Source organism: Curtobacterium sp. NPDC089689 (assembly GCF_044749145.1).
In the GTDB taxonomy this organism is placed as follows: domain Bacteria; phylum Actinomycetota; class Actinomycetes; order Actinomycetales; family Microbacteriaceae; genus Curtobacterium.
The window spans coordinates 570,129-584,161 of the sequence record NZ_JBIVHJ010000001.1; the positions used below are offsets into that span (position 1 = coordinate 570,129).

Annotated in this window: 11 protein-coding genes; 6 read left to right on the forward strand and 5 right to left on the reverse strand. The window is 72.6% G+C overall.

What is annotated here, in order from left to right; all coding sequences use genetic code 11:
• Positions 1-141: 141 nt before the first annotated feature.
• Positions 142-996 carry a PPK2 family polyphosphate kinase gene (locus ACIPYW_RS02715; RefSeq protein ID WP_400410529.1) on the reverse strand — a complete coding sequence of 285 codons (855 nt, stop codon included), beginning with the start codon at positions 994-996 and terminating at the stop codon, positions 142-144.
• Positions 997-1,142: 146 nt separating this feature from the next.
• On the opposite strand from ACIPYW_RS02715, the gene ACIPYW_RS02720 reads away from it, so the two are divergent.
• Together ACIPYW_RS02720 and ACIPYW_RS02725 are read left to right on the forward strand one after the other, a co-directional pair.
• Positions 1,143-2,144 carry an alpha/beta hydrolase gene (locus ACIPYW_RS02720; RefSeq protein WP_400410531.1) on the forward strand — a complete coding sequence of 334 codons (1,002 nt, stop codon included), beginning with the start codon at positions 1,143-1,145 and terminating at the stop codon, positions 2,142-2,144.
• 316 nt (positions 2,145-2,460) lie between these two features.
• Positions 2,461-2,703: a hypothetical protein gene (locus ACIPYW_RS02725; RefSeq protein WP_400410533.1), complete on the forward strand. Its 243-nt coding sequence runs from the start codon at positions 2,461-2,463 to the stop codon at positions 2,701-2,703.
• Between the two features lie 54 nt (positions 2,704-2,757).
• On the opposite strand, the gene ACIPYW_RS02730 is transcribed toward ACIPYW_RS02725, so the two are convergent.
• The 3 genes from ACIPYW_RS02730 to ACIPYW_RS02740 form a co-directional block, all read right to left on the reverse strand.
• The gene (locus tag ACIPYW_RS02730) at positions 2,758-6,228 is read right to left on the reverse strand and encodes an efflux RND transporter permease subunit (protein ID WP_400410535.1); all 3,471 of its coding nucleotides are present in this window, start codon (positions 6,226-6,228) and stop codon (positions 2,758-2,760) included.
• Between the two features lie 34 nt (positions 6,229-6,262).
• The gene (locus tag ACIPYW_RS02735; RefSeq protein ID WP_400410537.1) at positions 6,263-6,931 is read right to left on the reverse strand and encodes a DUF6518 family protein; all 669 of its coding nucleotides are present in this window, start codon (positions 6,929-6,931) and stop codon (positions 6,263-6,265) included.
• 83 nt (positions 6,932-7,014) lie between these two features.
• Positions 7,015-8,457: a PLP-dependent aminotransferase family protein gene (locus tag ACIPYW_RS02740; protein ID WP_400410539.1), complete on the reverse strand. Its 1,443-nt coding sequence runs from the start codon at positions 8,455-8,457 to the stop codon at positions 7,015-7,017.
• A gap of 60 nt (positions 8,458-8,517) precedes the next feature.
• Between ACIPYW_RS02740 and ACIPYW_RS02745 the strand changes: the two genes are divergently transcribed.
• The 3 genes from ACIPYW_RS02745 (at position 8,518) to ACIPYW_RS02755 (ending at position 10,687) form a co-directional block, all read left to right on the forward strand.
• Positions 8,518-9,180: a YitT family protein gene (locus tag ACIPYW_RS02745; RefSeq protein ID WP_400410540.1), complete on the forward strand. Its 663-nt coding sequence runs from the start codon at positions 8,518-8,520 to the stop codon at positions 9,178-9,180.
• Positions 9,181-9,260: 80 nt separating this feature from the next.
• Positions 9,261-10,109, forward strand: coding sequence for a DUF4097 family beta strand repeat-containing protein (locus tag ACIPYW_RS02750; RefSeq protein ID WP_400410541.1), 849 nt, complete (start codon positions 9,261-9,263; stop codon positions 10,107-10,109).
• Positions 10,106-10,687, forward strand: a complete 582-nt coding sequence (locus ACIPYW_RS02755; protein WP_290132798.1) for a PadR family transcriptional regulator — start codon at positions 10,106-10,108, stop codon at positions 10,685-10,687. Before ACIPYW_RS02750 ends, ACIPYW_RS02755 begins: the two co-directional genes overlap by 4 nt.
• A gap of 116 nt (positions 10,688-10,803) precedes the next feature.
• Here ACIPYW_RS02755 and ACIPYW_RS02760 read toward each other — a convergent pair whose 3' ends face one another.
• The gene (locus ACIPYW_RS02760) at positions 10,804-11,592 is read right to left on the reverse strand and encodes a MerR family transcriptional regulator (protein ID WP_400410542.1); all 789 of its coding nucleotides are present in this window, start codon (positions 11,590-11,592) and stop codon (positions 10,804-10,806) included.
• A 130-nt stretch (positions 11,593-11,722) separates the two neighbouring features.
• On the opposite strand from ACIPYW_RS02760, the gene ACIPYW_RS02765 reads away from it, so the two are divergent.
• Entirely contained in the window at positions 11,723-13,996 is a 2,274-nt protein-coding gene (locus ACIPYW_RS02765) for an amino acid permease (RefSeq protein ID WP_400410543.1), read from the forward strand.
• The last annotated feature ends 37 nt before the right edge of the window (positions 13,997-14,033 follow it).

A 14,033-nucleotide genomic window follows, 5' to 3' on the forward strand; every position in this document is an offset into this window, starting at 1 on the left:
AGAACTCCGTGGTCACAGTGCCACGGCGCCGAAGGCCGACCGAGCGAGTCTACGCGATGCACCGCCGACTGACCAGCCCCGGCGCGGACGTGCGCCGACCGGCGGACGCGGGTCGAGCCTCCGGGCCGGTCCGGTCGGGGGTCAGGACTCGGCGAGCCGCCGACGCTGCTCGGCCACGTCGAAGTCCGCGGGCGGCCACGTGAGCTGCATGTCCTCGAGTGCCCGGAGGAGGAGCTGCTGCACGGCCAGCCGGGCGTACCACTTCCGGTTCGCGGGCACGACGTACCACGGCGCCTGCGGCGTCGAGGTGCGGTCGAAGACGATCTGGTACGCCTGCTGGTAGTCGTCCCAGAGCAAGCGCTCGTCGATGTCGCCGGGGTTGAACTTCCAGTGCTTGTCGGGGCGGTCGAGCCGGTCGCCGAGCCGCTCGCGCTGCTCGTCCTTCGAGATGTGCAGCATGACCTTGACGATCGTCGTGCCCTCGGCGACGAGGCGGTCCTCGAACTCGACGATGGCGCCGTACCGCCGCTCGATCTCCTCCGGCGGCGCGAACGAGCGCACGCGCTGGATGAGGACGTCCTCGTAGTGCGACCGGTCGAACACGCCGAGCTGTCCGGCGCCCGGGAGCTCCCGCTCGATGCGCCAGAGGAAGTCGCGCTCGCGCTCCTCGGCCGTCGGGGCCTTGAAGCCCGCGTAGTGCACGCCGTTCGGGTCGACCGCGCCGACCACGTGCGACACGATGCCGCCCTTGCCCGCCGTGTCCATCGCCTGGAGCACGAGCAGCACCCGCCGCTGGTCCCCTGCCGTGGCCGCGGCGTGCAGGCGTTCCTGCAGGGCGGAGAGCCGTGCGGCCCCGGCGGCGAGCGCTTCGAGCCCGTCGATCTTGCGCCCGGGGAAGCCCGGTGTGCCGTCGGGGTCCACGCGGTCGAGGCGGAAGCCCTCCTCGACGCGGAGCAGCGGTTCGGGGTCGGCGTTCCAGGCCTTGCGACGGCTCACGGGTCCTCCTGCGGGGTCTGCCGCCCATCCTGGCACCGGCCGGCGCACTCCGCCCGTACGCTTCTCCGTCCGTCGCTTCCCCGTCCGGCGCTTCTCCGTCCCCCGGTGGACGTGGGCGTGCAGCCCGCCGGGTTAGCGTGGTCGCGATGGGAACCGCTCGCCGCTCGCTGCTCGCCGTCGCCGGTGTGCTCGTCGCGCTCGTGTCCCTGGCCGCGTGCGGCCCGGACCCGACCGGCGACCGGAACGCCACCGTCACGACGGACCCGGTGATCTACCCGCTGTCGCTCCGGTACCACGGCGTCGACGTCGTCGCGGACGTGCCGTACGGCGCGGACCCACTGCAGCGCCTCGACGTCTGCCTGCCGCCCGACAGCGAGCCGGACGCGACCGCCACGCCGACGCCGACGGCCGCTGCCACCCCGGACACCGCCGCGAGGACGGCCGCCTCTCGACCCGCGGTGATGATGATCCACGGCGGCAGCTGGTCGCACGGCGACAAGGCGACGGCCGCCTACCGGTCGGTGTGCCGGTACCTCGCCTCGGAGGGGTTCGTCACCTTCAACGTCGACTACCGCCTCGCCCCGACGGACCCGTTCCCCGCGGGCTACGACGACGTCCGACGGGCGCTGGACTGGGTCTTCCGGACGAGCACCCTCACGACGTACGACGTCGACCGCGACCGCGTCGGGCTGTTCGGCGGGAGCGCCGGCGGCAACCTCGCGGCCCTGCTCGCCGTCACGGACCACGACTCCCCCGCGTTCGCGGACGGCGACCGGATCCGGGCGGTCGTCGACCTCAGCGGCCCGACGAACCTGACGAGCCGCTCGACCGAGGCCGACGGGGTGTCGGCATCCTTCCAGCGGAAGCAGCTGCTCTACCTCGGGTGCCGCACGTACACGCAGTGCCCGGCGGCCGAGCAGGCGTCGCCCGAGTACCACGTCACGGCGGACACCCCGCCGTTCTTCATCGGGCACTCCACGGACGAGTTCATCCCGCTGTGGGAGTCGCAGGAGTTCGTGTCGACGCTGCGGTCCCACGACGTGCCGGTGACGTTCGTGCAGGTGCAGGGCACGGCGCACTCGATCGCGCAGCTCGACGAGGCGATGAGCAAGCGCGTGGTCGCGTTCCTGCGCGATCGGCTCGGCTGACGGGTCAGCTCGGTCGCGTCCGGACCACCGGACGGGAGGCACGGGACGGGCGTGCACCGTGCCACCCGTCCGCCACCGGGTCGCCTTCGCGACCCGCCGTCGGCGACGCGGCCCACCGGGCACTGCGGAGCACGCGAGGCACGTCGATCGCTGGTCTGGCCGTTCGGGTACTCCAGCCCCGGTCCCCGCGTACCGGATCGGCCACGCGCCGAACCGGTTGCACCGTCCCTGCGTCGTGCTCGTGCCGCACCCCCTGCGCGGGTGGCACCCGGAGTCGGGACTGCTGCCCGGCGCCGTGTCCGCGCAGACTTCCGGAGTGACCGACACCTCGACGCGCCCCGCGACCGCCCCGACCACCTGGCAGCACGCCTCCGCTGTCCGGTCCGTGGTCGAGCTGCTCCTCGGGCTGTCGTTCTGCGCGACGGTCGCCTTCGGCGGCTACGCCGCGGCGACCGGGCACGTGCAGGTGCTGGCGCAGGTCGCCGCGATCGTGTTCGTCACCACCTTGGTCGTCGTGCTCGTCAACTGGTTCCGGGCCGTCGAGGCGTCCGAGCACTGACGGCCGCGCCCGCCCCGCGCGTCACGCGTCTCGGCCGCAGGCCCCCGGCGATCGTCAGTCGGTCGGTGCCGCCTCCTGCTCGCCGGTGCTCCGTTCCTCGTGACGCTGCTGCCGGGCCTCCTTGCGGGTGAGGCCGGCCTCCCGACGGTCCGCACGACGCTCCCGCGCCCGCTCGACGACGAAGTAGAGCGACGGCAGCACCACGAGGGTGAGGAGCGTCGACGACACGAGGCCGCCGATCACGACGAGCGCGAGCGGCTGCGAGATGAACCCCGACTTGCCGGTGAGCCCGAGCGCCATCGGCACCAGGGCGAAGATCGTCGCGAGCGCGGTCATCAGGATCGGCCGGAGTCGTCTCGTCGCGCCCTCGACCAGGGCCTCTGCGACGCGGAGCCCTCGCCGGCGGTACTGGTTCACGAGGTCGACGAGCACGATCGCGTTCGTCACGACGATGCCGACGAGCATGAGCAGGCCGATGATCGACGCGACGCCGAGCGGGATGCCGGTGATGATCTGCAGCAGGAGCGCGCCGGTCGCCGCGAACGGCACCGACATGAGGAGCAGCAAGGGCTGCAGCAGGCTCCGGAACGTGGCGACCATGATCACGTAGACGATCAGGATCGCGACGAGGATCGCGAGGAAGAGCTGGCTGAACGCCGACGACTGGCTGGACGCCACGCCGCCGATCGACGCCGACGCCCCCTTCGGCAGGTCGAGGGCATCGACGGCCGCGGTGACGTTCTGCACGGCGGCACCGAGGTTCGTCGCGTCCGGGGTGACCGTGATCGTCGCGGTCCGGACGGCGTTCGACGTCGTGATCGTGGTCGGGCCCTCGGACTGCTCCACGGTCGCGAGGTCGGACAGCGGCACCTCGCCGGTCGACGTCGGGATCGACAGCTCCTTGAGCGCCGCGATCGTCCCCGGCGGGTTCGGGTCGGCGATGTACACGTCGAGGGTGGCGTCGTCGATCTCGACGCTGCCGGTGTCGCGGGGCGAGACCGCGGCCGCGACCAGCCCGCCGACCTGCTGCTCGGTGAGGCCGCGCTCGGCGGCCTCCTGCCGGTCGACCTTCACGGCGAGGTACGGCTCGGCCGCCGAGAGGTTGCTCGTCGCCTCCGTGGTGCCGTCGACGCCGCGCATCTTCCGCAGCACCTCGTCCGCCGCGGTCCGGAGCTCGGCCTGGGTCGGCGCCGTGACGTCGACCTCGATGTCGCTCGAGCCGCCGAAGCCGCCGCCGGCCGAGGACAGCGACACCTCGCCGACGCCGTCGATCCGCTCGATGCGGTCGCGCGCGGTCGACTGGATCGTGGGCTGGTCGGCCGTCGAGTCGGTCGTGACGTTGTACTGCACGGACGCGGACGCGCCGCCACCGAAGGCCGCCTGGATCGACTGGCCGCTCGACCCGATGGTGGTCTGCACGGTCTCGACGCCCCGCACCCCACGCAGCACCTTCTCGACCTTCGCGGCCGCGTCGGACTGGTCGTCGAGGCTCGTGCCCGGCTCGAGGTCCTGCGTCACCGTGAAGGTGTTCTGGCCGGAGTCGCCGAGGTAGTTCGTCTTGACGAGCGGGACGGCCGCGAGGGTGCCGCCGAGCACGAAGACCGCGAGGACGATGACGACCCACGGGCGTCGCATCGCCCAGGCGAGGACCGGGCGGTAGCCGCGCTGGAGGCGGTCACGACGACCGGCGTCGTGCAGGTCGGCGGCGGAGGCCAGTGCGCCGGTCGCGGCCCCGCCCGCAGGCGCGCCCGTGGCAGCACCGGCAGCGGACTCCTCCGTGGAGGTCCCGTCGGCGGCCGCAGCACCGGCCTCGGCGTGCCGGTGGGTCTTCGGCGGCCGGAGGAACCAGTACGCGAGCACGGGCACGATCGTCAGGGACACGAGCAGCGACGCGATGAGGGCCATCGTCACGGTGAGCGCGAACGGCCGGAACAGCTCGCCGACCAGCTCCGCGACGAACGCCACCGGCAGGAACACCGCCACGGTGGTCAGGGTCGAGGCCGTGACCGCACCCGCGACCTCCCGCACCGCGTCGAGCACCGCCCGGGCCCGGTCGACCCCGGGCTGCATGTGCCGCTTGATGTTCTCGATGACGACGATGGAGTCGTCCACGACGCGGCCGATGGCGATCGTGAGCGCCGCGAGCGTGATGATGTTGAGGGAGTACCCGGCGGCGCGCATGCCGATCGCTGCGAGGAGCACCGACGTCGGGATCGAGATCGCCGTGACGAGGGTCGACCGCACCGACAGCAGGAACACCAGGATCACGACCACCGCGAACCCGAGGCCGAGCAGGCCCTCCTCGGCGAGGGAGTCGATCGACTGCTGGATGTACGGCGCCTGGTCGAACACCACCGTGAACCGCGGGTCGCCGGCGACCTTCGACTCGATGTCCGGAAGGGCCTTCTTCACCGTCTCCGACACGTCGACGGTGTTCGCCTCCTGCGTCTTCGTGATCGCGATGGTGAGCGCGGTCTTGCCGTCGACACGGCTGATCGAGGTGCGCGGCGACTCCTCGATCGCGACCTTCGCGACGTCGCCGAGCTTCGTCGGCGTGGTCGTGGTCGGCTGGGCAGCCGTACCGGTGGACGCGCCGGTGCCGGTGCCGGTGCCGGTGCCGGTACCGGTGGTCGGACTGGAGGCGCTGCTCCCGCCCGCCCCGCCGGTCCCGCCCGTCGTGCTGGTCGCGCCCGAGGCCCCGGCTGCGCCCGCCCCGCCGGTCGCGGATCCGGATGCGGAGCCGCCCGATCCGGACCCGCTGTCACCCGATCCGGACGAGCTGCTGCCCGAGGAGGCGGTGAGCGGGAGCGCCTCGATGTCCTTCAAGGACGCGATGCGCTCGCCGGTCTGGACCGAGAGCGTCTTCCCGTCCTGGGTGATCGTGCCACCGGGGATGAGCGTGCCGTTGTCGCTCAGGGCGTCCGAGATCGACTGCGACGTGAGCCCCTTCGCCGCGAGCTCGTCCTCGTCCGGGGTGATCACGACCCGACGGCCGGGGTTGCCGAAGACGTCGGCCTGCCGGACGCCGTCGAGCTTCTCGAGGTCCGGGACGGCCGTCGCGTTCAGGCGGTCGACGAGCTGCTCCTGGTTGCCCTCCCCCGTCACCGCGAGCTGCAGCACCGGCAGGTCGTCGAACGAGCCCGTGACGATCTGCGTCTGCACGGTGTCCGGCAGCGACAGCGCGTTGACCGCGGTCTGGATCTTGTCCTCGGCGCTGGCGAGGTTCGAGCCGTAGTCGAACGACGCGGACACGACACTCTGCCCGGTGGACGAGGTCGCACTCGTCGACTCGAGGTTCGGCACGGCCTGGATCGCCTGCTCGATCTTCGTCGAGACGTCGTTCGACACGACCTCCGGGGTGGCGCCGGGGTAGGCGCTCACGATGGCGACCTGGGGGAACTCGACGCTCGGGATCAGCTCCTGCTTGAGGCTCGTCAGCGAGATCCCGCCGAAGATCGCGACGACGATCGTGACGAGGGCGATGAGCGAACGGTTCCGGATGCTGAAGACCGAGAGGAGGTGCACCCTCCGATCCTCGCAGGCCCGCCGCGACCCGGGTTCAGCCGAGCAACAGGTAGCCGCCGAGGACGCCCAGCGCCCCGAGGATCCCGGTCCCGAGCGCGACCACGCGGGCGAGGGGTGTCCGGGCGGTGAGGACCCCGGCCGCGACCACGACGACGCCGGCGACGATCTCGACCGTCCAGAACGTGGTGCCCGTCGTCGCCGCGACCTCGAGCAGCGCACGCACGCCCTCGCCGACGAGCACCGCTCCGGTCACGCCGAGCGCAGCCGCGCGCCAGCGGGGGTGTCCGGAGCGGATCGCCCAGACGACGGCCCCCGCGAGGAACCCGGCTGGGATCGCCATGAGGACCCAGGAGTTCGTGACGGAGAGGGAGTCCGGGTACCCGCGCAGGTTCGTCGCCGCCCAGTAGCCGACGTGCATGAGCTCGAGGACGACCACACCGAGCACCATCGGCAGCGCCGGACGTCGGTACCGCCCGGACAGGAGCACGAGCAGTCCGGCGACGACGAACCACGGTCCGGCGGCGTTCGCGAGCGTCCCGAGAGCCGGGACCGCCTGTCCGTAGGAGGTGAGCATGCCCGCGAGGAGCGCGAGCCCCCCGGCGATCGACAACCGCACGGCGGGCGGCACCGGTCCGACGCCGGCCGGAGCGTCCGCGGCCGCCACGGCGTCACCGGAGGTCCGGGACTCCCTGATCGCTTCCATGCCCTCCACGATCGCGCTCGGCCGACGAGCACGCATCACCCGGAGGGACGCAGGACCTCCGCCGGAGGGATGATCCACGGTGGTCAGACGACGGCCGCGAGTGACCCGCGGGTTCCCACGGCCTCACCGCCCACCCTCGCCCACGCCCGCTCCAGCACGTCGACCATCCGGCTGCGGTCGGCGGCCGGCATCGTGAACGGCACCCGAAGGAAGCGCTCGAACCCGCCGTCCGGGCCGAACACCCCGCCGGAGGCGAGCACGACCCCCTCGGCCCGTGCCGCGAGGACGAGCGCGCTCGACACCGGCCGGCCGAGGCCCACCCACGTCGTCAACCCGCCCGCCGGCGACGGCACGTCCCACTCCGGGAGCCGCGTGCGCAAGGCGCCCACGACGTCGTCGCGGGCCTGTGCCAGGTACGCGCGCCGCTCCTCCAGGACGGTCTCGGTCCGTGGGACCAGCTCGCGCGCGACGAGCTGGTCGAGGACCGGCGTGCCGAGGTCTCCCGTGGGGCGGGCGAGGAGGAGCCGCTGCAGCAGCTCCGGACGAGCGCGGATCCAGCCGATGCGGAGTCCGCCCCAGAAGACCTTGTCGGCCGAGCCGATCATGACGACGTCGTCGGACGCCGCGGCCAGCGGGGTCGCGGCGGGTCCGTCGATGCGGAGCTCCCCCATCGTCTCGTCGGCGACGACCGTCGTCCCGACCGAGGCGGCGACCGACACGAGGAGGTCGCGGGCGTCGGGGGTCATCGTGGCGCCCGTGGGGTTGTGGAGCGCCGGCATGACGTAGGCCACCGACGGGGCCGTGCGGCGGAGCGTGTGCTCGAGGACCGTGGTGTCCCAGCCGGTGCGCGCGTCGACGGGCACCCCGACGAGCCGGCCACCGACCTCACGGAAGGCCTCGTGCGCGTGCGGGTAGGTCGGGGACTCGACGAGGACGGCGTCCCCGCGCCGGACGAGCACGCGGGCGAGCAGGGCGATCGCGTGCTGCGCGCCGATGGTGACGACGACCTGCGACGGGTCGGTGGGCAGGCCGCGCGCGGTGTACCGGTCGGCGATCGCCCGGCGGAGACCGGGGTCCCCGACGGTGTCGTACCCGATCCCGGCGAGCGCCGCCGGCACGTGCCGCACCGCCCGCTCCACGGCCTCGGCGATGCCCGGTGCCGCGTGCAGGGCCGCCTTGCGGAGGTCGAGCACGTCTCCGCCGACGACGCCGCCGAGCCGTTCGGGGTCGGGGCGCCCGACGAGGTCCCTCGGCAGCCGGACGACGCTGCCGGACCCGCGGACCGAGACGAGGAACCCGTCCTCGCGCAGCCGCGCGTACGCGTTCGCGACCGTGGTGCGGGAGACGCCGAGCGCCTCTGCCAGCCCACGCTCCGCGGGCAGGCGGACGCCCTGCGGGATGCGCCCGTCGATGGCGAGGACCCGGAGCGCATCGGAGAGCGCCTCGTACGCGGCGGCGTCCGTGCTGTCGCGCCAGTCGGTGAGGAGGAGTGCTGCGGACCGGGCGCTGAGCAGGACGGGCGTCATGGATCCACGGTAGCGCGATTGGCCCTCGACCTGCAGGCCAATCTGCCCCACGATCGGAGCATGCCCCGCACACCCGCCCTCACCCTCCGGTTCGTGCAGCTCATGGTCGGCCTGTTCCTCTACGGGGCGTCGACCGCGCTCCAGGTCCGGGCGGTCGTCGGCGTGGCCTCGTGGACGGTGCTCACCGAGGGACTGGAGCACGTGGTGCCGTGGTCGTTCGGTGTCATCACGGTGGTCTCCAGCGGCGTGATCCTGCTGTTCTGGATCCCGCTGCGCCAGAAGCCGGGCATCGGGACACTGCTCAACGCGCTCGCGATCGGCCCGTCGGCGGACCTCGTGCTCTGGCTGGTGCCGGCACCCGACGGGTTCCTCCCCCGCATCGGGCTCTTCGTCGCCGGGCTGCTGCTCCTCGCCGTCGCGACGGCGTTCTACATCGGAGCCGGTTTCGGCACGGGCGCCCGGGACGGCCTGATGGTCGGCGTCTCGCAGCGCTTCGGCTGGCCGATCTGGGTCGCGCGGACCGTCATCGAGGTCACCGTCGTCATCGTCGGCTGGCTCCTCGGCGGGGACGTCGGCGCGGGCACGGTGATCGCCGCGTTCGCGATCGGACCGATGGTGCAGCCGCTCATGCCCCTCTTCCGTCGGTTCCCGTGGAGTCCGGACCGCACGCGACTCGCCGCCGCGGCGGCCGCACCCGGCCCGGAGGCACGGACCACCTCCTGAACGTCGTCTTGCCACTCGCGCAACTCGCGATGTATCGTGTCGTCACCAGACGCGATACATCGCGAGTTCGAGGAGGCACCATGGCACAGGAGAAGTGGCTCGTGGAGGAGCCCAAGGTCATCGACACCGGCATCGTCCGACGCCTGAAGGTCGGGCTCGTCGCCGGTCAGGTCGACGTCGTCGCGCACGACGAGCCCACCGCCCGGGTGGAGGTGCACAGCGTCTCCGGCAAGCCGCTCATGGTCGAGGTCGACGGGGACACGCTGACCGTCGACCACCCGCAGATCCGCTGGGACGACCCGATCGGGTTCCTCAAGTCCTTCCGCGGCAAGGCCCAGGCGGACGTGAGCATCCTCGTGCCGCGGGACGTCCCGGTCACCCTCGGGGTCGTGTCGGCCGGCTCGCTCCTCTCCGGCACGGACCGCGGCGCCACGCTGCACACCGTCTCGGGCGACGTCGTCGTGGACGGGGTCGCGGGTGACGTCACCGTCAACGCCGTCTCCGGCACGACCACCGTGCGGGACCTCGACGGCGCCCTCACCGTGCACACCGTGTCGGGCGACGTCGTCGCGACCGGGTCGATCCCGCGCTTCCAGGCGGACGGGGTGAGCGCGGACGTCGTGCTCGACCTGCACGGCACCCCGGACTCGGCCCGCGTCAACACCGTGTCCGGCTCGGTCAGCGTCCGGCTCGAGGACGGTGTGCCCTACCGTTGCACCGTCTCGACTGCGTCCGGCAAGCTGCAGTTCGACGACTCCGAGATCCGCGGGGTGCGCGGCTCGTACGTCAAGCAGGGCGGAGAGCTCTCCGGCCAGTGGCTCGACCTCAAGGTGAACTCGGTCTCCGGCGACATCGCGGTGCTCCACGCCCCGCCGGTCGCCGATGGGTCCGCCACCACCCCGACCACCGACGGCGAGGTGCCCGCATGAGCCCGGTCTTCGCGCACGGCCACCTGCGCCTCTACCTGCTCGTCCTGCTGGCCGACCACCCGATGCACGGGTACGAGGTCATCACCGCCCTCGGCGACCGCTTCGGCGGCACGTACGTCCCGAGCGCCGGTACCGTCTACCCCCGTCTGGCGAAGCTCCAGGAGGAGGGCCTCGTGACGGGGACCGCCGACGGCCGCAAGACCGTCTACGCGATCACCGACGCCGGCCGTGCCGAGCTCGACGCCCGGGCCGCCGAGGTCGCCGCGCTCGAGGACGGCGTGACCGACTCGGTGAAGTCCCTCGCCGACGGCGTCCGGGCCTCGGTGGGCGAGGCCATGCGGTCCCTCCGCGCCGACCTCGCGGCGAGCGCCCAGGCCCCGCGCGGCCAGACGGCCGACGAGCCGGTCGACGTCCCGACGTCGGGCGCCAGTGCCCTCCGCGAGGTCGAGATGGTCCTGTCGTCGTTCCGGCAGCAGGTCCGTGCGGACCTCCGACGTCAGGCGACGCGGGGCACCCTCACCGCGGACACGGTGACCCGTCTGCGTGACGGCCTCGAGGCGCTGCGCCGCTCCCTCTGACGGGAGCGACGGGAGCGGACGCGAGCACCGGCAGGCCGGACCGGCGGGGCGGGCGCACACCGCGCCTCCCGGCCGGCCCGCCCGCGCCGTCGCCCTCCGTCACGCGCGCCGCGTCGTCACACCCCGCCGGCGTCCGCCAGGGCGTGCATCGCGTCGCGGAGCGCGCGTGCGGCGCCCGAGCCGGCCCACTCGTAGGCGTGCGTGAACCGCTCGTCGTGCACGTACATGTCCGCGAGCGTGCGGAACCGCTCGGCGGTGACGGCCGGTCCGGGCGCCTGCCCGAGCCAGGCGAGCTGCCGGCGAGCGAGTGCGGCCCCGGCGGCCGACGTCGGACCGTCCCCCGAAGTCGCCAGCGCCGCCGCGTCCCGGGCGATCGCCCGCTGCTCCGCCTGGAACGCATCCTTCGCGGCGGCGTCCTTCGACGTCCACCACTCCTGTCCGCGCTGCCAGGCCTCGGCGCCCCAACGCTCCTCGACCTCCTGCTTGAACCGGGTCTGGTCGAACCCGTCGAAGGTGTCCTGTGCGGTCATGTCGTCTCCTCGTTCGATCCTCGTGATGGTGGTGCGCACGGCCGCGAGCTGCCGGGCGAGCCGGTCGCGCTCCCGTTCGAGCCACGCGACGTGTGCCCGGAGTGCCGTGACGTCGTCCTGCTCGCCGTCGAGCACCTCGGCGATCTCCGCCAGCCCCAGGCCGAGCCCGCGGAGGAGCAGGATGCGCTGCAACCGGACGAGTGCCCGGTCGTCGTAGCGGCGGAGCCCGCCCTCGCCGACCGCCGTGGCCGGGAGCAACCCGATCGCGTCGTAGTGGCGCAGCGTCCGGCTGGAGACCCCCGCGGAACGCGCCACGGCGGCGATGCCGTGGGGTGCTTTCGCAGCGGACGCGGCGCTGTCTGTCCGATCACTCATGCTGCACACCGTAGGCGTTGACGCAGCGTCAACCACAACCCTGCTCGACGGCACAGGTTCCGAGGATCCACGCAGGCGCGGAATACGGGCGGGCGGGGTCGTGTTGACTCCGGGTCCGAAATGAGTAGGTTTGCCGCTCGTGACGAACGAGATCCGGTCGCTGAAGGCGCGACTGATCGGGGATCCCCTCCCCTCCGAGAAGCTCGAGGGACAGCTCCTCCCGAAGCACCTGGCACTGCCGATCTTCGCGAGCGACCCGCTCTCCTCCGTGGCGTACGCGCCGCAGGAGCTCCTCATGATCCTGCTGCTCGGCGGCATGGCGTTCCTGACCTTCGCGCCGTGGGTGGCTGCGCTCGTCGTGCTCCTCCTCGTGGTGGTCGTCGCCTCCTACCGGCAGCTCATCAAGGCGTACCCGTCCGGTGGCGGTGACTACGAGGTGGCGCACCGCAACCTCGGCGAGAAGGCCGGGCTCGTCGTCGCGAGTGCGCTGCTCGTCGACTACGTCATGACCGTGGCCGTGTCGGTGGCCTCCGGCGTGGACAACATCATCTCGGCGCTGCCGTTCCTCAACGAGTTCCGCGTCGAGCTCGCGCTGCTCTTCGTCGTGCTGCTCGCGGCCGTGAACCTCCGCGGGGTCCGCGAGTCGAGCAAGGCCTTCGCGATCCCGACCTACCTGTTCGTCACGTCGGTGTTCGTCATGGTCGTCACCGGTCTCGTGCGGGTCGCCGTCGGGGACGCCCCCGTCGCGGAGTCGGCGCAGTACACCGTGCAGAACGTCGAACACACGACCCAGGCCGCGTTCGTCCTGCTGCTCCTCCGTGCCTTCGCGTCCGGCTGCTCGGCCCTCACCGGCGTCGAGGCGATCGCGAACGGCGTGCAGGCCTTCCGTCGCCCGAAGATCCAGAACGCCCAGAAGACCCTCGTCGCGATGGGCGGGATCGCGATCGTCCTGTTCGTGGGGCTCATCACGCTCGCCCTCGTCGCCCGCGTGCACTACGCCGAGCGTGCCTGCGACCTGCAGGGCTTCGCCGACTGCGCGACCACACCGCAGCGCTCGCTCATCGCCCAGATCGCCGCCGCGACCTTCGGGGACGGCTCGGTCCTGTTCTTCGTCGTCCAGGCGACCACCGCGGCGGTCCTGCTCCTCGCGGCGAACACGGCGTTCAACGGGTTCCCGCTCCTCGGCTCGATCCTCGCGCGTGACTCGTACGCGCCGAAGGCCCTCTCGACGCGCGGCGACCGCCTCATCTACTCGAACGGCGTCATCGTCCTGGCGCTCGTCGCGGCGGCACTCCTCGTGGTGTACCGGGCAAACGTGACGAGCCTCATCCAGCTCTACATCATCGGCGTCTTCGTCTCGTTCACGCTCGGGCAGACCGGCATGGTCGTGCACTGGACACGCCTGCTCCGCCAGGACCGAGCGGGGACGGCCGCCGAGCCGGTGAACCGCGGTCAGGTCGTGCGCTCGCGGCTCATCAACACCGTCGGGGCGAGCTTCACGTTCGTCGTGCTCGTCATCGTCACCATCACGAAGTTCACGCACGGCGCCTGGCTCGTGTTCGTGATCATGCCCCTGCTGTTCGTCCTCATGCTCGGCGTGAACCGGTACTACCGCGACGTCTCGCACGAGATCGAGGCCGACGAGGAGACCGAGTTCGGCGCGACCGGCGACCACGCGATCGTGCTCGTCAACAAGCTGCAGAAGCCGGTGCTCAAGGCGCTCGACTACGCCATCGCCGCGAAGCACGCGAGCTTCGAGGCGGTGCACGTCGCGATCGACGACGCCGAGGCCGCGCGGCTCCGTGGCCAGTGGGCCGACCACGGCATCGAGGTGCCGCTCACGATCGTGCCGAGTCCGTACCGCGACATCTCGATGCCGCTCATCAAGTACATCAAGGCCCACCGCGCCGAGCACGGATCCGAGGTCGTCACCGTGTACACGCCGGTGTTCGTCGTCGGCCACTGGTGGGAGAACCTGCTCCACAACCACCGCGGCCGCCGCATCCGGAAGAAGCTCCTGCTCGTGCACGGCGTCACGGTCGCCCTGGTCCCGTGGTTGCTCGACTCGTCCGAGCTGCTCTACGGCCGGCGCTCGCGTCCACTGCCGGGCCAGGAGCGACGCGGCGAGCCCGTCCGGCCGCCGCTCCGCCGGTCGCCGCACGGGGTCTTCCGCCCCGAGGGCCGCGAGGAGGACCGGCTGCTCCGCTCCGACCAGCGCAACAGCCTGGTCCCTCGGGGCGGGTCCGGACCACGGGGTGAGGCCGGACCACGGCGTGCGACCCGGCCGGCCGGACCCGCCGAGGGCGTCGACCCGGCTCGCTGCACCGGCGAGCTCCGGACGCTGGTCGCGTCCCCGCCCGCGGCCCGCACGCCGGCGTCGCCGCCCGGGGCCGATCGGTCGTGACACCGCGTGACGGTGCCCGGTCGTACGATGTGACGCC